Raw genomic sequence first — 23,522 nt, 5'->3', positions numbered from 1 at the left:
TCACTGATGCCTGAAAGGTGTCTGCGCACCGAGCATTAGAGGTTTTGATCTGTCAGTTTTTCAATTATTTGCTCCACATCCATTTTTTCGGTGTTGCATTTCGTCTCATGGTACCTTCTTCTCTTCAAAAACAGGTGCTCAAATATTCGTCATTTATCGTTAGTTTAAAAAATCGTTGGTTGCCCTCTCTTATCTAATACATACATTTATAGTTATACACTTATTTTTAAAAGAGTCACTACTTTCCGATATGATCGAACCGGTCTCTTTTCTTGCAGCGATTTTGGTATTATCTGCTTATATCTTAAAGAATCCAAAGGGCATGAATGAAATATCTATGAAAAAAAGGGGGCGGCAAGTGCACCGCTCCCTTTCATGAATCTTTTCTATTATTCATTCACCTTTTTTATCCGTCCAAGTTTCAGAAAATAATTATCCCGTGTTTTCAGTTGCGACTGGACTTCGTCTCCTGAATATTTAAACAGCCCTTCGCCAGTCTTCGTTCCAAGTTTATTTGTTTTGACCAGCTGATTGATCAGTTCAGGTGCGCCTTCGCTCTTGTCCAGGTCAGGGGCAATATTATCAAAGACTCGCTTCCATGTATCCAGTCCGCCGAAATCAGCAATCCGCGTAGGACCAACAAACGCCCAGCGGAATCCCGGTCCGGCAGTGATCGCTTTATCGACATCCTCAGCATCAGCAACTCCCTGCCCAACAAGTGAGAAAGCTTCGCGCATCAAAGCCGTCTGCAGCCGATTGGCAATAAATCCATTGATCTCTTTTTTCAGAACAACCGGTGACTTCCCGATGCTCAGAAGTAAGTCCTTGATTGACTGAACGAGTTTCGGATTGGTATCCTTCTTTTTCACAATTTCTACCAATGGTACCAGATTTGCAGGATTAAAGAAATGCGTGATGATAAACTTCCCTTCAAATGACTCATGGGCGGTCAACTTTGAGATAGGGAAAGTTGAGGTATTTGATGAAACAATAGCATCCTTCTTTTTACATCTTGCCAGTTCATTATACAGATCCCATTTCAACTCAATCACTTCCGGAATCGCTTCAATGATCAAATCTGCGTTTTCTGCTGCACTTTTGAGATCGGTTGTAAAATGAATGCGTTCACCGGCTGCGTCTCGCTCTTCGGAAGATAATTCACCGGATTTGGATAGCAGATCAAGATTCTCGCCGATATTTTTCTTTGCTTTGTTCAGAAACTCCTGTTTGATATCATTGACAATCACGCTATAACCACCGACAGCAAAGGATTGTGCAATTCCGCTTCCCATCACACCCGAACCAATTACAGAAATTGTTTTGAACATTTAGAAGGCCTCCAACATAGTTTTGTAAGCGCTATTATTTTGATCACCTATAGTGTAACTTTATGTGTCTGTTTTGTGAACATTAATGCTTTTGGATTTTATTTTTTTCACTAATGACGATTCATAAAGCATTCTGATTGACGGATAAATATCGAAGAGGAGCGGATAGGAGTTATTCAGTAAGGAAAAAGAGCCATCATCGAAAAGATGATAGCTCTCGTTTTGGTATTAAGCAGAAGAAGGATGGGATAAACGAACTTTTGTGTTAGCAAGATACGCAGGATAAGAGAAACGCCACATATGTGCAGCGCATTCGCATGCCATCACGCTACTGAAATGGTTACTCCAACAGCTTCGCGAATCGATCCTCGTCTAAACGCGTGCCGACATAGAACGAACCAAATTCTCCAAAACGGGCACTGACTTCATCGAAACGCATTTCATAGACGAGTTTCTTGAACTGCAGCGCGTCATCAGAAAACAGGGTGACTCCCCACTCCCAGTCATCAAGACCGACGGATCCGGTAATCACCTGTTTAATTTTACCGGCATAGCTTCGGCCGATCCGACCATGGCTTTTCATCATCTCTCGGCGCTCGTCCATCGAAAGCATGTACCAGTTGTCCTGCTGATCCCGCTTTTTGTTCATCGGGTAGAAACAAAAATAGTCCGTCTTCGGAAGGGTCGGATACAGCCGTGCCCGAAAGCGTGGATTAGCGTATGGATCCCCGGCGTCTTTGCCCAGATAATTACTTAATTCAATCACTGAAACGTAGGAATAAGCCGGTTTGGTTACTTCCGCAAACTTCGTTTTGTTGAACCGTGTTTTCAGTTCATTAAGCTCATCCATGGTCGGCCTTAACCACATCAGGGCAAAGTCCGCTTTTTGACCGACAATGGAGTAAAAGGCGTAACTTCCTTCTTTTTTTTCTTCATTTTGATTTAATTGATCCACGAACTCTGTGAACTCCTGCATGGCTGCCTGTTGTTCCGTACCGGAAAGAGCCTTCCATTTTGACCAGTTGATTGATCGAAAGTCATGCAGGCAATACCAGCCATCCAGCGTTTCTGCTGCTTCTGCCATATACTGTTCATCCTCCAGAAAAAATTAATGTTAAAATGTGCAATTACTTATGCATTGATTTGATCCAGTTCAGCCATTTTCTTAGCCACCACGTCAGCAAGGCTCTCAATGAACTTCGGATTAGCGTTGGGCATTTCCGGACGGTAGTAGTGAACGCCGAGTTTAGCGGTTAGATGCTTACATGTCTGATCGTTATCGTAAAGCACTTCCAAGTGTTCAGCAACGAAACCGATCGGGCAATAAATATAGGATTCATAGCCCTTTTCTTGATAAAGACGCCGCGTTAGATCCTGTACATCCGGTCCAATCCATGGTTCGCCGGTCTTTCCGGCGCTTTGCCAGCCGATCGCGAAGTCTTTAAGCTGTGCCTGATCCGCAATTAACTGCGCTGTTTTTCCGACTTGATCTGGATAAGGATCACCGTTAGCCAGAATTTTCTCCGGCAGACTGTGTGCGGAGAAAATAACCACTGTTTTTGTAACATCTTCTACCTTTGCTATCACTTGATTCACTTGTTCCGACCAGAAAGAGATAAATTTTGGTTCATCGTACCAAGAATTGATGGCATGAATTTTCGGTCCGCCCGATTTCTGAGACGCTGCCAGTGCCCGATCATTGTAAATCTTGACGCTGAACACTGAATAGTGCGGTGCGAGAATGAGGCTGACCGCCTCTTCAATCCCGTCTTCCGCCATTTGTGCCACCGCGTCCTCGATGAAAGGTGCTGTATGTTTTAATCCAATATATAATTTGAAAGTCACGCCATTGGTCTTTTGTTTCAGCAAATCGGTTAACTTCTCTCCTTGCTCACGGGTAATCCGGGCAAGAGGAGAAACACCGCCTATTGTCTGGTAGCGATCCTTCAAGTCATGCAGCAAAGCTTCCGACGGCTTTCTTCCATGTCGGATGTGTGTGTAATAGGCCTCTATCTGCTCCGGATTTTCCGGAGTCCCATAAGCCATGACAAGCAGTCCTATCGTTTTATTTTCCACAAGAAAAATTTCACTCCCCAAATGCAAAGATATATTCCAAATTCCAATTTCCATAAATAATATATTTATTATCACATTATAATAAATTTAAATTAATCATTCTGTCATGTCAAGTAAAGCAGACTTTACCTATTGCCAGTAGATACTTGTTTAGAATTAATCAATAATTTTTTCAATAAGTCATTAATCTTATTTTTCGTGGTTAAATATTAAAGCAATCTCCTGGTGTCACAGAGTCCATTGAACCATCCAAATCACTATTTTTTTAGGTGAAATAAAGAAAATTTTCACGTAAAATAAATGATGAGGTAAGGCGTACGAGAAAATCGTCAATGATGGAGATATCCTGCTTTGTCTCCTGGCCTCTATTGAATCAAAAAGAATACATATGTTTCTTTGAAATGGGGATGAGTCTGCTGTTTAATGATGTTTTTCTAAAAGCGTGCCGAAAAGAGACTGTTCCTTACACGCCGGTCTGGTTCATGAGACAGGCCGGGCGCTATCAGGCGGAGTACAGAGCGATTCGTGAACGCTATTCTTTTTTTGAAATAAGCCATCATCCGGAGGTTTGCGCAGAGGTGACACGGCTTCCGGTTGAGAAACTGGGTGTTGACGCGGCTATTCTTTTTGCTGATATCATGACACCAATCAAAGCAAGAGGAATTGACGTTGAGCTGGTTGAGGGCGTCGGACCCGTATTGAATCACCCGGTTCGTTCGGGAGCAGACTTTGCTCACTGGAGGCAACTCGATCCTGCCCGAGATCTGTCCTTTGTCCTGGATTCAGTCGAATTGCTGCATCAGCAGCTGAATGTGCCGTTGATTGGTTTTGCGGGGGCTCCTTTCACCTTGGCTAGTTACCTGATTGAAGGCGGTCCCTCAAGGAACTATCATCAGACAAAGGGATTTATGTACGCACATCCCGATGACTGGATGGCACTGATGGATGACTTGGCCGAGATGACACTAAATTATTTACGGGCACAAATCCGTGCCGGTGCCCAGGCAGTGCAAATCTTTGATTCCTGGGTAGGCGCACTCAGCGAAGAAGATTATCAGATCTACATTGCGCCAACAATGGAAAAAATCTTTTCCGAACTGCAAAAAACCGGAGCTGTGAGCCTGTATTTTGCGGCCGGGGCTGGACATCTGCTAAGAGAATGGAATAAACTCCCTGTCGATGTCCTGTCATTCGATTGGCGGACCTCTGCGAGCGATCTTGAAGGACTGGAAATCACGAAGGCCGTACAAGGAAACCTTGATCCTTCGCTGCTTCTTGCACCACAATCGGTGCTAGAGGCCCGTGCTAAATCTCTTTTAGATCAAATAGGTGATCGGTCGGGCTATATTTTTAATCTTGGACATGGCGTTTTCCCTGAAGTCCGGGAAGAGACATTAAAAGCGCTGACGGATTTCGTGCATACCTATTCAAAAAAATAAGAGTAATGAAAATGTAGTGAATGAAATCTTACCTATAAGAGATGCAAAAGAGGCTGTCTCAAAAGGTCAGTCTGTAGTGAAAAACGAGAGGGACATTTTTTCCCTCTCGTTTTTCGCTCATCCTTGAAAGATCACAGAAAAAAATCGCCTCTTTTTATATAATGAAAAGGACCAGTTCCCATTATACGGAGGCGATTTTTTTGATTGACATTTTCTTTAAAGAGTATAACATGAATCAGCTCGTTCTACCAATGGATTTGAACGACTCCATCCCTGAAGACCACGTGTCACGGGCTGTCAACGACTTCGTGAATCGCGTGGATCACCAGGTCTTTGTGCAGGCCTATAAAGGCGGCGGCCGTCCGGCTTATGATCCGCGTCTGATGACCAAAGTGCTCCTCTACGCCTATACGCAGAAATGGTATTCCTGCCGACAAATCGCACGCGCCCTACGTGAAAACCTGCCGATGATGTGGCTGGCTGCCCGACAGATGCCGGATTTTCGTACGATCCAGCGCTTCCGTGCCCATCACATGAAAACCGTGCTGCAGGATGTTTTTGAATCCTTTGTCAGTCAGCTGCTGAACGATGGCTATGTCACCGGTGAAGACTACTTTATCGATGGCACAAAAATGGAGGCGAACGCGAATCGGTACACCTTCGTCTGGAAGAAATCGGTCAGACACTATCAGACCGGAGTTCAGGAAAAGGTCCGCACAATTTTTCGTGAGATCCAGGAGCAGATGACCCTAGATGATCAATCGCTTCAAGACTTTGCCGGGGATCCAAAGAAAAAGGTCTCAGCCCAAGAAATGGAAAACTGGACGGAAAAAGTTGAGGAACAAATGAACGAGAAACAAGCCGAACCAAACGATTCCTCTTCGAAACGACAGCTGAAAAAGCAACTCAAAGCACTGAAAACCGACCTCATCCCTCGTGAAAAAAAGTATGAAAAACAACTGGCTACCTGCGGTGAGCGCAACAGTTATGCCAAAACCGATCCGGACGCCACCTTCATGCGGATGAAAGAGGATCACATGAAGAACGGCCAGCTCAAAGCTGGATACAACGTGCAGATGGGGACAGAGAACCAGATGATTCTGTTCTACACCCTGCATCAGAATCCAACGGATACACGAACGCTGATTTCCCATTTGAAGCAGCTGGCGGATTCACCTGTCGGCCATCCCGAAAGCATCATCGCCGACGCGGGATACGGCAGTGAGGAAAACTATGTGCATCTCTTGGAAGAACAGTACCAGGCACTCATCCCCTATAATCAGCTGAGGAAAGAGGAACAGCGCAAGTTCAAGAAGGATCTCAGTAAAGTTCAGAACTGGGATTACGATGAGAAAAACGATCGGTTTATCTGTCCCAACAAACAGAGGGTCCTTTTCAGGAAATACATGACACGCACCGATCATTATGGCTATAAAAGGGACTTCAAGATCTATGAATGCGAGGACTGTTCCGGCTGTCCATTCAAGGCGAAGTGTACCAAGGCCAAAGGAAATCGTCAGGTTCACTACAATCCGGTTTATGAAGAAGTCAAAGCCAAAGCAAGACAGGCCCTCTATTCGGAAGAAGGCCGAGCGAAGTACCGGCAACGAAAACTGGAAGTCGAACCGGTCTTTGGCAATCTGAAACAGAATATGGATTTCCGCCGATTTCATCTGAGAGGACTGGACAAAGTCTCGATTGAATTCGGCCTGTTAGCGTTGGCCCACAACCTCATGAAGAAAGTCCGAAGGGATTTCACCCAGGAAGGAGGCCCTCATTTTCGCACAAAGAAGAACCGGAGAGAAATTTTTTTACAAATTTTCTCTCCGGTTCTTTAACAGGGCTTTTGAGACAGCCTCTTTTAATCGATAGTCATTGAATTTGCCTGACATGAGGATCCCTTCAGGACTCGGCAATTTTGCGAAATGCATGTTCGGCGGCATCAATTGTTTTCTCGACGTCATTCATTGAATGTCTTGTTGAAAGGAAAACTGATTCAAATTGCGAAGGCGGTAGCGAGATGCCCTGCTCGATCATCGCTGCAAAATATGTTTTGAAGCGGTCCAGATCCGATGATTTGGCCGATTTGTAATCCGTCACCTTCTGATCCGTGAAGAAGAAGGACATCATAGCACCTACCTGGTTAATCGATAAAGCAATACCATACTTTGAGGCCGCTGCCTTGAATCCCTCAGTGAGGATCTTCGCCTGCTCGTGGAAAACGGTATAGTCTTCCGGTTTCAGTTGTGACAGCGTCATATAACCGGCAGCCATGGCCAAGGGATTTCCTGACAGTGTGCCAGCTTGATAGACAGGTCCCTCCGGCGCTACCATCTTCATGATTTCACTTTTTCCACCGTATGCGCCGACCGGCAGGCCGCCGCCAATCACTTTTCCAAGCGTCGTCAGGTCGGGGATGACGCCTAAATAGCCTTGCGCGCAATGGTAATCCACACGGAATCCGGTCATTACTTCATCAAAAATAAGAAGTGACCCGTATTCTTTCGTGATCTTTCTGAGAGACTCCAGAAAACCCGGCATCGGAGGAACCACACCCATGTTGCCTCCCACAGGCTCAACGATGACACAAGCGATGTCCTGTCCAAACCGTTTGAAAACTTCAGCAACACTCTCCGGGTCATTATAGGGAACTGTGAGAGTATCCTTTGCCAGTTGGGCCGGTACTCCCGGGCTATCCGGCAAACCAAGCGTTGCCACCCCGGAACCAGCTTTGATCAGCAACGAATCGGAACTTCCATGGTAGCAGCCCTCAAATTTTAGAATCACGTCACGGCCTGTGTAACCACGAGCAAGTCGTATCGCGCTCATCGTGGCTTCTGTTCCGGAATTAACCATCCGGATCATTTCAATCGATGGCACGCGATTCTTCACCAATTCTGCCAGTTGTGTCTCGAGCACATGAGGGGCGCCAAAACCGAACCCTTTGTCAGCCGTCTGCTTAACAAATTCCAGAACCCTCTCATCGGCATGGCCCAGAATCAGAGGCCCCCACTCCAGCACGTAATCGATATATTCATTTCCATCCAGATCGTAGACCTTCGAACCTTTGCCATGATCCATATAAATCGGATTCAGGTCGACGGCCGGGAAAGAGCGGACCGGACTATTGACACCACCCGGCATCGAGAGCCTTGCTTCCTTATATGCGGCGGCGGATTTGCTGAAGTCCATCATTCATCCTTCTTCCAGGAGCCAGCGACAGGCATCTTTGGCATGATACGTAATAATCATATCGGCACCGGCACGTTTCATTGCGGTCAGTGACTCCAAAACAACCGCCTTCTCATCGATCCAGCCGTTCAGGGCGGCGGCTTTAACCATCGCATACTCTCCGCTCACATTATAAGCGACAAGTGGAAGTTTCACCTCATTGCGCACGTCACGGAGCACATCAAGATAAGGAAGCGCCGGTTTGACAATAATCATATCAGCACCTTCCTGGACATCGGATTCGGCTTCTCTGAGTGCCTCCAGACGGTTGGCTGGATCCATCTGATACGTTTTCCGGTTACCGAACTTCGGCGCGCTCTCGGCGGCGTCGCGGAATGGGCCAAAGTAAGCCGATGCATATTTTACCGCGTAGGACATGATCGGAATCTGCGAGAAGCCCGATTCATCAAGGGCCTCGCGGATCGCAGCAACAAATCCGTCCATCATATTGGAAGGAGCGATGATGTCGGCACCGGCTTTCGCCTGTGACACGGCCGTTTTCGCAAGATAGGTCAAGCTTTCATCATTGTCGACATCACCATCGTGAATGATGCCGCAGTGACCGTGATCCGTGTATTCGCACATACAGGTATCGGCAATAACAACCAGGTCCGGATAATCTTTCTTGGTCTGGCGAATTGCCCGCTGGACGATACCCTGATCATCATAGGCACCTGAACCAACGGCATCCTTTTCTTTCGGAACACCAAAAAACATAATTGATGGGATACCGAGCGAGGTCACTTCTTTCAATTCCTCATCAAGACGGTCAAGCGAATACCGATACACGTTCGGCATTGATTTGATTTCCGACTTGATGTTGCTGCCCTCTTCTGTCACAAAAATAGGATAGATGAAGTCCGATGGCTGAATAAAAGTTTCCCGCACCATTTTTCTGATGGCAGGGGTGCGTCTTAGCCGGCGGTGACGGTCAAATTTAAGATTGCTGTTCATTACGATGACTTCCTTCGTTGTTAGAGTAGTAGTTTGCCAGCGCGTCAATCATTTCGGAGGCTGTAAATCGTGCCGGAATAACGTCCGGCGGATATCCAAGTGCTTTTAGTACCTGCGCAGTGGTCGGTCCAATTACTGCAATCGCACACCTTTTCATTGCTCCGCGCCATACGCTCTCAGGCAAAAGTTCTGTAAAAAAGCGTACAGCTGATGGGCTCGCAAAAGTAATTGCTGACAACTCGCTTGATGCAACAATTTCTTCGAGAGGAACCTTACTCAAGGTGTTCGGCACAGTCTGATAGAGAACACAGCTTGTGACCTTGATCCCCAGGTCTTTGAGCTTCTCAAGCCATAATCCGTCTGATAAAGAACCCAGTGGAGCGACAATACGCTCGGCATGGAGTTGTTTACTGGAAAAGGCGTCCAGCAAACCCTGAGCACTAAACGTTTCAGGGATAAAATCGGCACGTAATCCATAACTTTTGAGATACTCACCGGTCTTTTTGCCGACTACGGCGATTTTTGAGGCATGTAACCGCTCACGGCGATCCAAAACTTGCATAAAAAAATCCAGGCTGTTCTGGCTTGTCAAGATGACCCAGTCTGCCTGTTGAACAGCCTCAAGCCAGTTTCTTCGCTCTTCAGGGGAAAGCGGAGCCTGACAGTAATCAATCAGCGGCACATGAACTGCCTCACCTCCATACTTGCGGATTCTGGCAGACATGGCTGCAGACTGATGCGGCGCTCGCGTAACCAGCACCCGTTTTCCTTTCAGGGGTGCCGGCAGGAGTTCACCTGGCATCGGGATCACTTTCTATTCCAAGGTCAGACAGAATTTCGCCTGCACCTTGAGCTAGTAAATCTTCTGCGGCCAGAGTCCCGAGCGCATCAGGCTGGTTACCTGAGCGAACGGTTTTCAGTATCTTCGTCCCGTCCACTGAAGCGACGAGGCCGCTCAGTGTCAGTATGCCATCGTTCCCGCGCTCGCAGAAAGCGGCGATTGGTACCTGACAGCCACCATTCAAGCGTTTCAGAAAAGAACGCTCCGCGCGCACAGTGACCGCTGTTTCATCATGATTGATTGTGTTCAGAAGCGCTTTTAACTCATCATCCGAAGACCGGCACTCAATTGCCAGCGCACCTTGTCCGACTGCGGGTAGCACACGATTGAAGGGCAAGTTTTCACCTTTTTCGCTGACACCCAGCCGTTTCATTCCGGCCGCTGCCAGCACGATGGCATCAAAGTCACCCGATTTCAAGCGGCCAATCCGCGTATCTACATTCCCACGCAGCGAGCGGATGTTAAGATCTGGACGGACATTCAGAATCTGAGCAGCACGGCGAAGACTGCTTGTCCCGACAACGGCACCCGGTGTAAGCTCCTCCAGCCTTTTGTGTCCTTGTGACAGCAGGACATCATGCGGATCTTCACGCAAAGGGATTGATGCAATCTCCAGACCCTCAGGCAGTTCAGCAGGCATGTCCTTCATACTGTGAACCGCAAAGTCAATCTCGCCATCCAGCAGCGCACGCTCAATTTCTTTCACGAACAATCCTTTTCCGCCGACCTTTGACAACGTCACATCCAGGATCCGGTCGCCCTTCGTTACGATATGCTGGACAGCAAAAGAAAAGCGATCCGATTTGTTCGACAGACTTTCGATGACTAGGCCACTCTGAGTCAGAGCCAGCGTGCTCTTTCTTGATCCAACACGAATTGTTCTCATTCTATATCCCCGTTTCTCTCTTGACAGGTATCTCTGAAAGTGATCATGAGGCAAGTCGACTATTGACGAGTGTCCTCCTCAAACTGTCCATCTGGAAGTACTTTCGCCTTCTCCCCCTTTATAGGATCGCCTGAAAGTTTCGCTTCGTCTGCGATATTAAAAATTTCAGCGAAATGATCAATTGCGTGTTTGCCATGCTCACTTCCGGCCAATTCTTTAATTTTGTTGATCGGATCGCGCAGCAGCTGATTGATCATGCTCTTAGCCTGCTTGCTGATCACCTTGCGCTCCTGTTCGGTCATTTCAGGCAGTTTATTTTCAATTCGTTTCATCATTTCCGAATGAATCGATAATGCTTTTCTTCGCATCGACGAAATCACTGGGACGACACCAAGTGTGTCCAGCCATTCTGAGTATCTCGCGATCTGCGAATCAATCAGTGGTTCAATCCGAAGTGCTGCTTTGCGGCGCGCTTCCAGATTTTCATCGACAATTCGTTCCAAGTCGTCAATATCAAACAGATGAACCCGATCCATCACAGCAATTTCCGGATCAATATTTCGCGGAACGCCGATATCGATCAAAATCAGCGGACGGATTCCGCGTGCCGCAAGAAGCGGTGCAAGTCTTTTCTTCGTAATCAGAAAGTCAGGAGCTGAGGTTGATGCAAAGATAATATCGCTTCTGTCAATCCAAGTATTCAAATCGCTAAGCGGGGCCACCTTTCCGCGAAATTGCTGCGCCAGCAGTTCGGCTTTGTTTTTCGTTCGGTTCATCACCGTCAGATTGCGGACACCGCTGCTGGTCAAATGCTTCAGCGCGAGCCTGCTCATATCGCCAGCCCCGATCACAAGAACCGATTGGTCTTTAAGTACACCGATCGTGTCCTGAAGCAGTTTAACCGCTGCATAACTGACTGATACCGGATGATCATTGATCTGTGTTTCATCCTGCGCACGCTTCGCAACGGTGAGGGCTTCTTTGAACAGTTCATTGAAGAATGTTCCGGTTGTCCCGACTTGCTGGGCAGTCAGAAAGCTTGTCCGTACTTGCCCGAGAATCTGCGTCTCACCAAGGATCATTGAATCGAGTCCGCAGGTAACACGAAATAGATGACGAATCGCTTCCTGATCTTCTTTAATGATAAGAAAAGACTCAAGGGTCTCCGGTGTACTGCGAAACCAGTCGGCAAAGAACTTCTTACTATAATAACGACCCGTGTGCAGCTGATCGCATACAACGTAGATTTCTGTCCGGTTGCACGTTGACAGGATTACATCCTCAAAAATGCTTTTCGTATTTCTTAAATCAGTAAGTGCTTGTTCCAGAGCTGAAGGTTCAAAAGCCAGTTTTTCTCTTATTTGCACTGGTGTATTTTTATAATTGACTCCAATAGTCAGGATGTGCATAAAACGACTCCCTCCTTTCTCTCTCGTATAAGTAATGAAGCTTTATCGAACAGCCCGGCACGAGCTTACTCATGTTTAGCCGCTTTCTTAAAAATACCAAATCAGAACGTCTAATTAAAGTATGTAGCACAAAAAAGCAATATTTGTCACAGTGGTGTCACAAAATAGTCAAATATAAATGGAGCATTGTCCTCCTTACATCTATATTCAATGTCCACGTAGTTATTTCAGGAGACATTTGGAGCATTTAACTTGAGGCAGCTGCCATAACTGTTTAAAATGAATTGTTCCATTAACGGGTTTATAATAATGGAGTATCGAATAATGGATAAAGGGACGATCCGGCACATGAACAATCTGACAAAAATGAAAATATTGAAACCTGCGAGCGAAATTTTTGAAGCTTTCGTAGATCCTTTAAAAATAGGAAACTTCTGGTTTTCTTCCAGTTCAGCACGATGGGAACAAGGAAAGACGATCACCCTGAAGTTTGATGAATACAAAGCGCAGCTGGATCTTCATGTGATCGAAATAGAGAAAAACAGAAAGATTGTTTTCAAATGGGGTCCGGCGATTGAAAATTTTATCGTGACGATCACTCTGAAAGAGCTGGAGCACTCGAAAACAATCATTGAAATTAATGAAGAGGGCTTCGATGAAAATGGCGATCAGCTGATCAATCACCTGGTTGATGATAAAGAGGGCTGGGTATTCATGCTGACGTGTTTGAAGGCTTATCTCGAATCCGGTGTGACTGACCTCAGAACGGGATTGGTAAAAGACTAATAACGTAAATTTTCATGGTTAGCGACAAACATGATTTCTAGTTTTACATGATAACCACTGCAAAACGATTGTCTCGATAGCGGCTTTATTAATTATTGATGCGTGTTCGAGTCAACAAGAATGATTTATGCCCAAGTAAAAGCACCTGCCACCCTACAAAGGTGTCAGGTGCTTGCAATCTTTAATTTTTGTGTTCAGCTTAGTCGTTCTGAGCAGCAAATACTTTGCCGAGAACGGTCAGTAATTCGGGCATATCCATTTTCTCCATGACAACTTCGATAAATCTTAGTGCATCCGGATGAGCAATCATATCTTTGAGGGCATCCGCAAGTTCCCCCTCCGTTGTCGTTTTATAGCTTTTGAAGTTCTTGTTTCCGCCAAGTACTGCGGGGATAGCCTCATAGTTCCACATTTTAATATCATTGTAGGCCTGGTTCGGACCGTGAATCGATCGCTCGACCGTGTAGCCATCGTTATTGATGACAAAAATGATTGGGTGAAGATCTTCGCGCATCATTGTCGAGATTTCCTGGAACGTGAGCTGGAAAGCTCCATCACCGATCAGCAGGATGTTGCGTCTCGACAAGTCGGCAAGCTGTGTGCCAAGTAGAGCTGGCAGCGTATATCCGATAGATCCCCACAACGGTTGGCCAACGTAGGTAACTTTATTTTTCAATGGAACCGTCTGGGCGCCAAAGAATGAAGTTCCCTGATCAGCAATGACCACATCATTCTTCTGAATAAAGAGCTGCATCATTTTCCAAAACCGTTTCTGGTTCAGAGGATGGTCGGATTCCACGTAAAATGGATTTTCTTTTTGCTGGCTTACCAGTGGGATGATATTCAGAGATTCCGGTTGCCGCGTGGAAAGTTTTCCAGCAAGATGGGTCAGGGCTTCTGCCATCGATATATCTGAAAAAGATTGATTCTGGTAGCGCACATCTTCCGGATTGATATGAATGACTGCATGTTCCTTAAAATCCTGAGAAAATCCGCTTGTGATCGAGTCGGTGAGTTTAACACCAACACTGATGATGCAGTCCGCTTCATCGATTCGCTTTCTCAGGTAATCAGGGCTTGTTTTTCCACTGTAGACACCGATAAATTGAGGATGTTCTTCGTTAAAAACACTTTTACCCATGCTTAGTGTCGCAACCGGAAAACCGGTCTGCTCAGCGAACCGTGCTAATTCTTTTTCTGCGTGGAACCGGTTGACCTGATAGTCTGACAGAATGACCGGCGACTTCGCATGTTCGATGACCGGAACCAGCGCTTCAAGCATTTCGCCAAGAGCTTCTTCGGAAGCGGCAGATGTTTCACTAAGCAGTGGTTCGGAAGGCGGCGCAGCTGGCAGGCTATGAACATCAACCGGCAGATTAATGTAGACCGGCCCCTTCTCCTGCCAGCAGGCCCTCAACACGCGATCAATTTCTTCAGTCGCGTTATCTTGAGTCAACAAAGCCTGCGCGACAGTGACTTCCTTGTACATTTTAGAAAAGTGATCAAATTCGCCGTCACCCAGCGTGTGATGCACCAGGCGCCCTTCTTCTGCGACCTTGGTCGTCGGGGAACCCGTGATCTTGACAACCGGTACCTGTTCGGCACGAGAGCCGGCAATTCCGTTAATGGCGCTAAGTTCTCCAACACCAAAGGTTGTTACTAACGCGGAAATACCATGAATGCGCGCATAACCGTCCGCCGCATACGCAGCGTTCAGTTCGTTGCAATTTCCTACCCATTCAAGTGCCGGATGTTCGATAATCTGATCCAGAAAAGAAAGGTTGTAATCACCAGGCACGCCGAAAATATGACGGATGCCAAGTTCTGCAAGCCTGTCAATCAGATATCTTCCAATTGTGTAAGATTCGCTCATTGTTTGAAGCCGCCTCACTTTGTTTATAAATTTAATAGATTCACATGGCCCAGTTAATTAGGTCAACCATATTGACCTATATGGCAAGTATAGCGCGGAAAAATAATTAGGTCAACAAAATTGACCTATAAACAGTGAGGAAGATATCTATAATTTGTGATATACTACAGTTCCATGACGAAGGGAGTCGAACGGTCTTGAATGAGGAAGAACAAAAATTGAATGAAGTTTTAATGTTGTTTTATTTCGGTTACCGAACCTTTACAGAGAAGCCCGATCAGATGATCGAAAAATATGGCATTCAGCGTGTGCATCACCGCATCTTGTTTTTTATTGCTCGCATTCCGGGTATTACGGTGAATGACCTGCTCTCAATTATTGAAGTCTCGAAACAGGCGTTGAACGCTCCCCTCCGACAATTGTATGAGAAAGGCCTGATTACGATGGTTCAGGCAGACTATGATAAACGCTATAAGCAACTGTACCTGACTGAAAAAGGAAAGCTGCTGGAAAGCGAGTTAAGCCATGTTCAACACGAACAAATGAAGAACATTTTTACTTCTTTGGGGGGCAATCATCAGGAAGCGTGGATAGATGTCATGAAAGAATTATCCAGGGTCAGGCCAGGACAAAAACAATTTCAGGCTTTATTGAAGGAAAACTTGGAAAAATAAAACATCTGCCTTTTGACTTCCTTTGCATGAATTGAGTGGGCTTGCAAATGAACGACATAAAAACAATCCTTCATATTGCGAAGGACTGCTTGAAAACGTTCATTCATTTTTTAGCATTGCCTACTTTTGAAGATCTTGGCGGAGACAGGTAGAGATAAACGAATGAGGAAGGAACGGCCATCATGAATCCAACGAGGCTGAATATGAGCTGCCCGATGAATCCGATCGGGGCAATCACCCCTGAGAGCAGGATAATGATACCGATCAGCACCATTGTTTCAAGCCTTAATCGCGTTCGTTCGGACAGATATTTGCCTTCTCTGCGCCACTCGCTGTGACCAAGAAGGACGACCGAAGGAGCGACTGTGCCGAGCATCAGGTAACACCAGCCAAACACTGTATAGATGCTGCCGTTCACAAGGAACGCTTCAATTCCCCAGTAAATGAATACCAGACAGGCCCCTACAAAGATCACTTTCAATGTGTTTGATAAAAATTTCGGCATGTTGTCCGCATCCCCATTTCGTTATCTTTTTCCTGTCATCGCTGTGTTTTAAGCTTAGCTCTCAGAGCCATCAATCGTGATAATAGCCCTCTTCCCATTTCTTTTCAAATTCATCGAAGAAATGTTCGTTACCGGTTTGTTCAGGTTTTGGTCCTTCAAGCGCATCAATTTTCTTAATCAGCGCTTCATGTTCGGGTGTCTCTTCATATTCAGTCGTCAGAAATTTGTCAACGATCGCTTTAATCAGGTCAACCCCTGTGATGTGGCCACCTACCGCGACAACGTTCGCGTTTAGCGCCTTGCGCGCGTATTCCGCTTCCGCGACGTCACGGACCAGAGCGACGCGGGCTCCGGGAACTTTATCCGCTGATGAACTGATGCCGACGCCGGTCCCACACAGGACAACGCCAAGTTTCGCTTCTCCGCTGACGACTTTCTCTGCAGTTTTCTTTCCGTATATCGGGTAATGCGTCCTCAATTTGTCATACGTGCCGTTATCGATGACTTCGTAGCCTTCCTCTTTCAGATGCTCCGTAATCCGTTCCTTAATGTCTGTCACAATATGATCATTACCAATTGAAATAACCGTCTTTGCCATTTTCTTTCACTCCTTCACCTGTTCACTAGTTATTGTCTTTCAGGCGGTCAGGCCATTTTATTTACCATATCGATACGCACCATGTGGCGGCCGCCGTCAAACGGTGCCTCCAGATATGCCTTTGCGCAGCTTTTCAGCAGCGCAGGACCGACAACAGCCGTTCCAAGAGTAATCAGCAGTGCTCCGTTGTGGCGCCGCGTCATTCGGGCAGAATGTTCATCAGATACATTGGCGCAAATGACATATTTCAGTTTATTTGCCGCCATAAATGCGTCGGTTCCCCATTTATCAATGACAATGCCGCGCGGTGCGTTTTCACTCTTATCTTTTCCGTTGTCCGTTTCCTTCAGAGTTTCTTTCGCCACCGCAACGGCGACATCTACGAAATCCTGTCCTTCTTTTGAAAGATCAAGAATTTCGTAGCCTTCTTCCTTTAGTTCCCTGACCAGTTCATCCTTTGCCTGTGCTCCATCTTTGTCTGCCCCAATAATGACTTTCACCGAACTTACCTCCTTATGATAGAAAACTGAATGCCCATTAATGTTTTATAATGTTTGTTTCTGTTTACATGAACAATGTATCACCATATATCTTTTGTGTCAACGCTTACATTATTAATATATTTAATACATGATTCGCACATTTATAACAAACCTGTCAGACCCACAAATAGATGATTACTGTCAGTATTCCTGATAATTACCTATATATAAAGTATTTTATCATTAGGAAACACACTTTTTAAAAAAATATATATTGACAACGCTTACAATAAGTTTTACATTAAACATGTCAAAAAGAACACAAAGGAACATATTAGAACCAAGGAGGTATAACAATGACTATTCAGATAGGCTTTCAAAGCAGCGACATTTATTCACTGTCCGCAGCTAATCAACAAGAACTTTTTAATCTTCTGGGTGAAGAACTGGTAAAGCGCGGCGACGTAGTTGAAACATTCTCTGAAGCCGTCTATAACCGTGAAAAACAATATCCTACAGCTCTGGATATGCAGCCGGTGTTCGCAGGTGGACCAAATATCGCCATTCCGCACACCGAACCGAGGTATTGTAAGAGTCGAAAGGTGGTCGTTGTCAGACTCAGCCAACCTATTGACTTCTATAATATGATCAATCCAAAGCAGAATCTGCCGGTTCAGTACCTGTTTGCGATTCTGAATAATGATCCGTCGACCCAGACAAATATACTGGCAAGTCTGATGGACTTGTTTAAGAGCGACCATTTCCTAGAGAAGTTAGGAAAAGCCGCGAATTCTAATGATGTTTATGATGTTTTAAAACAATATGCCAATGTTGTATGCGCTTAATCAATTAAAATCTGGGAGGAATTTACAATGATTAAAATTTTAACTGCCTGCGGTGCCGGTGTGAATTCAAGCCATCAGATCAAGGATGCGCTCGAAGAAGAAATGAAAAATCGTGGCTTTGATGTGAGCTGTGAAGCGGTCATGATCAAGGATGTGACCGAAGAAATGGTTTCGAAATTCGACATCTTCGCACCGATTGTAAAGCCGGATTTGGGTTTTAAGGTCACTATTCCGACTGTCGACTGCGGACCGATCCTCTATCGGATTCCGGTGATGGCTCAGCCAGTATACGATCAAATGGAAGAAACAATCAGAACTTTGAATAAAAAATAAACATATTCCGGCGTGCTAAAACTAAACAGAGGTGAAAAGTCATGGGTTCAATTATTCACTTTGCAAACAGCATTTTTAATCCGATTATCGCGTTAGGCGCTGCTCCTGTCATGCTTATCGTTCTGACCGTCATCGCCCTTCTCTTCCGTGTCAAATTTACAAAAGCTCTGGAAGGCGGCATTCGGCTGGCGATCGCCCTGACCGGTATTTCTGCAGTCATCGGATTGCTGACAACCGCTTTTTCAGCTGCTCTCACGGGTTTTGTTAATTCAACGGGTATCCAGTTGAGTATCACCGATGTTGGTTGGGCACCTTTGGCAACGATTACATGGGGTTCTCCATACACCCTGTTCTTCCTGCTCGTTCTTGTCGTTCTCAATATCGCTATGATTTTACTGAAAAGAACGAATACACTTGATGTCGATATCTTTGATGTCTGGCATTCGGCATTTGTCGGCTTGCTGTGTATTTTCAGTGGTGCGAACCTTTTTATCGCTACCTTGCTAGTTGTGATGATTGGTGTCATGAAGATCATCAATTCCGATCTGATGAAACCGACGTTCAACGACCTGCTGCATAATGACAATAACCCGATGACCACCACTCATATGAACTATATGATGAATCCGGCCATCATGGTTTTGAATAAAATATTTGATGTTGTGTTCCCTTGGCTGGATAAATTCGATTTCGACGCTGCAAAGCTGAATAGTAAAATTGGTTTCTGGGGCAGCAATTTCTCGATCGGCATTTATCTTGGCGTCTTTATCGGCTTAATGTCCCATCAGGATATGAAAGCCATTTTCGTTCTGGCGTTTACAGCAGGCACTTGCCTGGAGCTCTTCTCGCAAATCGGAAACTGGTTTATTAAAGCGGTGGAACCCCTTTCTCAAGGTATCTCCAATGTGGCGACGAAGTATCTGAAAGGTCGTAAATTTAATATCGGATTGGATTGGCCCTTCCTCGCAGGCCGTGCGGAAATCTGGGCGGCGGCTAATGTCCTTGCACCGATTATGCTTGGCGAAGCGCTGATATTGCCTGGCAACCATCTGCTTCCACTTGGCGGTATCATCGCCATGGGCGTCACACCTGCCCTGCTGGTGGTCACTCGAGGTAAGATTATCCGCATGATCGTTATCGGTGCTTTGGAACTGCCGATCTTCCTCTGGGCTGGCACGCTGGCTGCACCATTTGTGACACATACGGCTAAATTGGTCGGCGCATTCCCGACGGGCGTTCCGAAGGGCCAGCTGATCTCGCAGACTACCATGGAAGGCCCGATTGAGAAGTTCTTGGCCTATCTGGTTGGTCATGCCACCTCTCAGGCCGGCATGTACATTGTCTATGCCCTGCTCGCCATCGCCGGTTATATCCTGCTCTTTGTATGGTACGCGTTCCAGATGAAAAAACGGAATCGTGCCTATGCCGATGCCAAGGCAAATGGCTGATTCTACTGATTAAAAAACTGTCTAAGAAAGCCGGTACAAAACCCATTTGTCTCGGCTTTCTTTTTTTATAAAGTTTTTATAGAATAACGTATTCTTTATGCGCTAAGGGTAAGAAAATGATACGCGGTTTTGAGCAGCTTTATTATTACTTGTCAGGAACATCGTCTGCATTCATTGTTCCATTCCAGAAATCAGTGGAGATAAAAAATTCGTCATCTATAGTTTGAATATAAGCATTTTGGAAAAGATGTTTAACCGGCTATCCCATTAATAAAACTATCAGCTATCACGATTGCTTGATCATGATTCAAATCTACAGTCTCATGTAACAAAGAGGCCAGTCCCCTCGTCCAGTTAGAGCAACCCCTCATTCATACCGATTGTTCTTAAAATTGAACCCCCTCCACGACCTTAGTTTAGCAGACCACTTCAAAAATTTTTGCCTGTAAAGTCACCATCTTATTGATAAGTGGTAATGAACGATCAAAGGCAGTTAAGGCATTGGAACAGGTGAAAACCAAAGGAATCACCGAATGTTAATCGAGTGATTCCTTTGGTCATTTTTTGATTGAAATCAATGGGAAATACTCTAGCTTTGAAGGATCTGTTCCAGACACCAAAGCCGGGTATTTCCGCCTAGCTGCCGATCAATTTTTTTTAATTATTCTTCTTAAGATTCTTCTCCCCCAATCCAGTGACCGAAACCTTTTTCATAAACTCGTCGATCCGCTCCATGTTAATCAATCCGGTCGCCGATTCCAATGCATTTAAGGTCCCGAACGTGCTTCCAAGCGCAAGAATTTTTTCTGCGTTGTATCCGCGGTCTGTGCCCAGAGCCAGTCCTGCAAGCATCGAATCGCCTGATCCAACCGCACTGACAGCACTGATTTTAGCTGCATGGATCCGATAAAACGTCCGGTTAAGATAGGCCAAAGCTCCTTTGCTGCCCAGTGAAACAACGATATTTTTCGGACCATTCGACGTTAATTCTTTTATGGCTTCAACTAGCTCCTTTTGAGAATCAACTGTCCTTCCGATCAGGGCTTCAATCTCGTACTGATTGGGTTTGATCAGAAAAGGCTTTGCCTTGATTCCCTCTTTCAGAGCTTCACCACTAGAATCGAGGATGAACTTTTTCCCATTTTTGTTGGCCAATTCAATCAGTTGACGATAAAAATCTGTGCCTAATCCCTTGGGAATACTGCCCGAAGCGGTGACCACATCTGCCTGTTTTAGCAATTTTTCATATTGTTGAAGAAAGGCAGATTTTTCCTCCGGTGAGATTTCCGGACCGTTTTCCAGCACCTCCGTCTGATTGCCATCGTGCATCAATGCAAGGCAATGACGGGTGCTCTGTTTAATCGGCACGAAATGATGCTCTATTCCTTGTTGATCTAGCTGCTGCTGGATAAAAGTTCCTGTCAGTCCACCGAGAAAACCGGTTGCGATGACTGGCGCGTCATTCTGGTGGATCACACGGGTGACATTCAGTCCCTTGCCTCCTGCTGTCAGGATTGGATTGCTGCTGCGGTTCACTTCATTGATTTTGAGCGTATTCAGCTGATAGTTCATATCAATGGAAGGATTTAATGTGATTGTAATAATCAAAAAAGAACACCTCGTTTTGTTTACATATGTTTTGTAATGTTCTATTATGTTAATAATAATCGTGTATAATAATATTGTCAACGCTTTCAAAAACAACTATTTTGTCATTTTATCCGATATCAGTAACAATATATATACCGACTGGTCAGCAGAAAGGAATGAACAGGAATGTTAAAAACGAAACGGCAGGAAGCCATTCTCTCGATGCTGGAAGCGACCAAAGTTGTAGAAGTGGTACAGCTTGCGAAAGATCTCAGGGTCACAGAGATGACGATCAGGCGTGACTTGAAAGAACTGGAAGATGATGGACAACTCGTGCGTGTTCATGGTGGGGCTAAAAAAGCCGGCTTCTCATCCTACACGGTGATCAGCCATGAGAAAAAGGCAAAGATCCATACTGAGGAAAAGAAAGAAATTGCGCGCAAATGTGTGGGCTTAATTGAGGAGAATGATATCATTTTTCTCGGAAGCGGAACAACCATTGAATATATTGTCGATATTTTACCGGCAATTGATCTCACTATTATTACAAACTCGCTTTCTATCTTTAATCGTCTGCAGGGTCTCAATTTTCGATCAACGATTCTGATCGGGGGAAGATACCGCCACAGCACCGATACGTTTTATGGTGTATTCTCAAATGAGATGATCGATAAGATCAAAGTAGCCAAAGCTTTTATCGGAACGAACGGGATCGCCGGCGTCAATGTCACGACAACCTATGAGGATGAGGGCCAGGGGAATCAATTAGTTTTAAATAACGCAGAGCATCGCTATATTGTTTCCGACTTCTCAAAATTAGAGATCAGCGCTCTGTACACTTTCTATAACTTGAAAAACATTGATGCGCTGATCACCGACAGCAGAATCGCGGAGTCGCAAAGACAGTATTATGAACGATTTACGAGAGTGCTGTAATATGCTTCATCTTCACAAATCGAGTAGGAGGAGATAATTTCTCCGACCTCTCACACCACCGTACGTACGGTTCCGTATACGGCGGTTCAATAGTTTAAGTGTGCACGCTCGAACAGACAGGTAAGATTTTTAAGGCCTGTCTGTTCGAGTATTTTATTAGTTATTGCCCGATGTAGGATGTAGCTACAGGCGATACGCCAGTAGCCTTTTCGTGTATTTGCCCATTCCCACGCTTTTTGTTTGGGCACGTTAAGTTGAACAAGGCTTTTGTATTTCGTCCTGATCTTCTTCCAACGTTTCCAAATGATCTGTCGAATTCTACGCCGGAGCCATTCGTCTAAGTGATGGATGTAACTTTTCATATAGCTAATGCCATAGTAATTGATCCAACCCGTGGTTACTTTATTTATTTCTTTGATGATCTCACGGATGTTACTGCTTTGACTTCTTTTGGTCAGTTGTTTGAGCTTACGCTCAAAGGATTTTTTCGACTTTTGATGTGGGCGAAATCCGACCCCTTGCCAGGTCGTATGCAAGCAGAATCCAAGAAATTTAAGTTTCGTTGGACTACCCACCTTGGTCTTGTCGTGATTGACCGTCAGTTTTAGTTTCTTTTCCAGAAATACAGTGATACTTTTCATGACTCGTTCTCCTGCTTTTCTGCTTTTGACATAGATGTTACAGTCATCGGCATACCGGACAAATTTGTGCCCTCTTCGTTCCAGTTCCTTATCCAGTGGGTCGAGGTAGATATTACCTAGGATAGGGGAGAGATTTCCTCCTTGTGGAACGCCTTTTTCAGTAGGCACGACCGTTCCGTTAATGAGTACGCCACTGCGCAGGAACTTACGAATGAGTCGGAGAACGATTTTGTCCTTGATCTGTTGTTCCACACCATGCATCAGCTTATCGTGATTTACCGTGTCAAAGTAGGATTTCAGATCAAGATCCACCACGTATCTGTAGCCTTCCTCGTAGTACATCTTGGCGCGTTTCATTGCGTCATGGGCACTACGATTAGGTCGAAATCCAAAACTGTTGTCTGAGAATGTCGGATCAAAGATCCGTTCCATCACTTGGAGGATCGCTTGTTGGACCAGTCGATCGCTCACGGTCGGAACACCGAGTTTTCGCTTTGATCCATCGGGTTTCGGAATTTCTACACGCCTTACGGGCTGTGGCTCGTATGAGCCATTCCTCATCTGTTTGATGAGTTCATCCCTGTTCCGTATAAGGTAGGGGAATAACTCCTCAACAGTCATCCCATCACTACCTGCTGATCCCTTAT

Annotated in this window: 22 protein-coding genes; 8 read left to right on the top strand and 14 right to left on the bottom strand. The window is 45.4% G+C overall.

Features of this window, described 5'->3' with window-relative positions; all coding sequences use genetic code 11:
• Positions 1-389: 389 nt before the first annotated feature.
• The 3 genes from E4665_RS13245 to hemH form a co-directional block, all read right to left on the bottom strand.
• On the bottom strand, positions 390-1,328 hold the full coding sequence (locus E4665_RS13245; protein WP_135349278.1) for a 3-hydroxyacyl-CoA dehydrogenase family protein: 939 nt from the start codon (positions 1,326-1,328) through the stop codon (positions 390-392).
• A gap of 340 nt (positions 1,329-1,668) precedes the next feature.
• Positions 1,669-2,412 (bottom strand): hydrogen peroxide-dependent heme synthase, encoded by a 744-nt coding sequence (gene hemQ / locus E4665_RS13240; protein WP_135349277.1) that lies wholly within the window; start codon positions 2,410-2,412, stop codon positions 1,669-1,671.
• Between the two features lie 47 nt (positions 2,413-2,459).
• Complete coding sequence (gene hemH / locus E4665_RS13235) at positions 2,460-3,404, bottom strand: ferrochelatase (RefSeq protein WP_135349276.1); 945 nt, start codon at positions 3,402-3,404, stop codon at positions 2,460-2,462.
• A gap of 407 nt (positions 3,405-3,811) precedes the next feature.
• Here hemH and hemE point away from each other — a divergent pair, with 407 nt between their 5' ends.
• Both hemE and E4665_RS13225 read left to right on the top strand, forming a co-directional pair.
• A complete protein-coding gene (hemE, locus tag E4665_RS13230) occupies positions 3,812-4,843 on the top strand; it encodes a uroporphyrinogen decarboxylase (protein ID WP_135349336.1) in 1,032 nt (343 codons plus the stop codon).
• A gap of 200 nt (positions 4,844-5,043) precedes the next feature.
• A complete protein-coding gene (locus tag E4665_RS13225) occupies positions 5,044-6,681 on the top strand; it encodes an IS1182 family transposase (RefSeq protein ID WP_241654859.1) in 1,638 nt (545 codons plus the stop codon).
• Positions 6,682-6,745: 64 nt separating this feature from the next.
• Here E4665_RS13225 and hemL read toward each other — a convergent pair whose 3' ends face one another.
• The 5 genes from hemL to hemA are packed head-to-tail and all read right to left on the bottom strand — an operon-like array spanning position 6,746 to position 12,164.
• Complete coding sequence (gene hemL / locus E4665_RS13220; RefSeq protein WP_167815207.1) at positions 6,746-8,038, bottom strand: glutamate-1-semialdehyde 2,1-aminomutase; 1,293 nt, start codon at positions 8,036-8,038, stop codon at positions 6,746-6,748.
• On the bottom strand, positions 8,039-9,028 hold the full coding sequence (gene hemB / locus E4665_RS13215) for a porphobilinogen synthase (RefSeq protein ID WP_135349274.1): 990 nt from the start codon (positions 9,026-9,028) through the stop codon (positions 8,039-8,041). It lies immediately after the preceding gene.
• Complete coding sequence (locus tag E4665_RS13210) at positions 9,012-9,830, bottom strand: uroporphyrinogen-III synthase (RefSeq protein ID WP_135349273.1); 819 nt, start codon at positions 9,828-9,830, stop codon at positions 9,012-9,014. Before E4665_RS13210 ends, hemB begins: the two co-directional genes overlap by 17 nt.
• Entirely contained in the window at positions 9,820-10,755 is a 936-nt protein-coding gene (hemC, locus tag E4665_RS13205; RefSeq protein WP_135349272.1) for a hydroxymethylbilane synthase, read from the bottom strand. The genes E4665_RS13210 and hemC overlap by 11 nt, the downstream gene beginning before the upstream one ends.
• A 59-nt stretch (positions 10,756-10,814) precedes the next feature.
• Entirely contained in the window at positions 10,815-12,164 is a 1,350-nt protein-coding gene (gene hemA, locus E4665_RS13200) for a glutamyl-tRNA reductase (protein ID WP_135349271.1), read from the bottom strand.
• A 348-nt stretch (positions 12,165-12,512) separates the two neighbouring features.
• On the opposite strand from hemA, the gene E4665_RS13195 reads away from it, so the two are divergent.
• The gene (locus E4665_RS13195) at positions 12,513-12,950 is read left to right on the top strand and encodes an SRPBCC family protein (RefSeq protein ID WP_135349335.1); all 438 of its coding nucleotides are present in this window, start codon (positions 12,513-12,515) and stop codon (positions 12,948-12,950) included.
• A gap of 199 nt (positions 12,951-13,149) precedes the next feature.
• Here E4665_RS13195 and E4665_RS13190 read toward each other — a convergent pair whose 3' ends face one another.
• On the bottom strand, positions 13,150-14,823 hold the full coding sequence (locus E4665_RS13190; protein WP_135349270.1) for an alpha-keto acid decarboxylase family protein: 1,674 nt from the start codon (positions 14,821-14,823) through the stop codon (positions 13,150-13,152).
• Between the two features lie 233 nt (positions 14,824-15,056).
• Here E4665_RS13190 and E4665_RS13185 point away from each other — a divergent pair, with 233 nt between their 5' ends.
• A complete protein-coding gene (locus E4665_RS13185) occupies positions 15,057-15,497 on the top strand; it encodes a MarR family winged helix-turn-helix transcriptional regulator (RefSeq protein WP_167815208.1) in 441 nt (146 codons plus the stop codon).
• Positions 15,498-15,600: 103 nt separating this feature from the next.
• On the opposite strand, the gene E4665_RS13180 is transcribed toward E4665_RS13185, so the two are convergent.
• The 3 genes from E4665_RS13180 to E4665_RS13170 form a co-directional block, all read right to left on the bottom strand.
• Positions 15,601-16,002, bottom strand: a complete 402-nt coding sequence (locus E4665_RS13180; protein WP_135349268.1) for a hypothetical protein — start codon at positions 16,000-16,002, stop codon at positions 15,601-15,603.
• Between the two features lie 70 nt (positions 16,003-16,072).
• Complete coding sequence (gene lacB / locus E4665_RS13175; RefSeq protein WP_135349267.1) at positions 16,073-16,600, bottom strand: galactose-6-phosphate isomerase subunit LacB; 528 nt, start codon at positions 16,598-16,600, stop codon at positions 16,073-16,075.
• A gap of 47 nt (positions 16,601-16,647) precedes the next feature.
• Complete coding sequence (locus E4665_RS13170) at positions 16,648-17,100, bottom strand: RpiB/LacA/LacB family sugar-phosphate isomerase (protein WP_135349266.1); 453 nt, start codon at positions 17,098-17,100, stop codon at positions 16,648-16,650.
• 338 nt (positions 17,101-17,438) lie between these two features.
• Here E4665_RS13170 and E4665_RS13165 point away from each other — a divergent pair, with 338 nt between their 5' ends.
• From E4665_RS13165 to E4665_RS13155, 3 genes are read left to right on the top strand one after another with little or no spacing between them, the layout of a single operon-like run.
• Entirely contained in the window at positions 17,439-17,927 is a 489-nt protein-coding gene (locus E4665_RS13165; protein ID WP_135349265.1) for a PTS sugar transporter subunit IIA, read from the top strand.
• A 27-nt stretch (positions 17,928-17,954) separates the two neighbouring features.
• On the top strand, positions 17,955-18,260 hold the full coding sequence (locus tag E4665_RS13160) for a PTS sugar transporter subunit IIB (protein ID WP_135349264.1): 306 nt from the start codon (positions 17,955-17,957) through the stop codon (positions 18,258-18,260).
• A 41-nt stretch (positions 18,261-18,301) separates the two neighbouring features.
• Positions 18,302-19,708: a PTS transporter subunit IIC gene (locus E4665_RS13155; RefSeq protein WP_135349263.1), complete on the top strand. Its 1,407-nt coding sequence runs from the start codon at positions 18,302-18,304 to the stop codon at positions 19,706-19,708.
• 657 nt (positions 19,709-20,365) lie between these two features.
• Here the strand turns inward: E4665_RS13155 and pfkB are convergent.
• On the bottom strand, positions 20,366-21,316 hold the full coding sequence (pfkB, locus tag E4665_RS13150) for a 1-phosphofructokinase (protein WP_135349262.1): 951 nt from the start codon (positions 21,314-21,316) through the stop codon (positions 20,366-20,368).
• A gap of 168 nt (positions 21,317-21,484) precedes the next feature.
• Between pfkB and E4665_RS13145 the strand changes: the two genes are divergently transcribed.
• Positions 21,485-22,234: a DeoR/GlpR family DNA-binding transcription regulator gene (locus E4665_RS13145; protein WP_135349261.1), complete on the top strand. Its 750-nt coding sequence runs from the start codon at positions 21,485-21,487 to the stop codon at positions 22,232-22,234.
• An 86-nt stretch (positions 22,235-22,320) separates the two neighbouring features.
• On the opposite strand, the gene ltrA is transcribed toward E4665_RS13145, so the two are convergent.
• Positions 22,321-23,522, bottom strand: a 1,202-nt coding sequence (gene ltrA, locus E4665_RS13140; RefSeq protein ID WP_135349260.1) for a group II intron reverse transcriptase/maturase, incomplete at its 5' end; no start/stop codon positions are given.

It is taken from the genome of Sporolactobacillus shoreae (assembly GCF_004684935.1).
Lineage (GTDB): Bacteria > Bacillota > Bacilli > Bacillales > Sporolactobacillaceae > Sporolactobacillus > Sporolactobacillus shoreae.
Note: the sequence above shows the minus strand (reverse complement) of the source record. Positions and strands in the feature narration are given on the sequence as shown.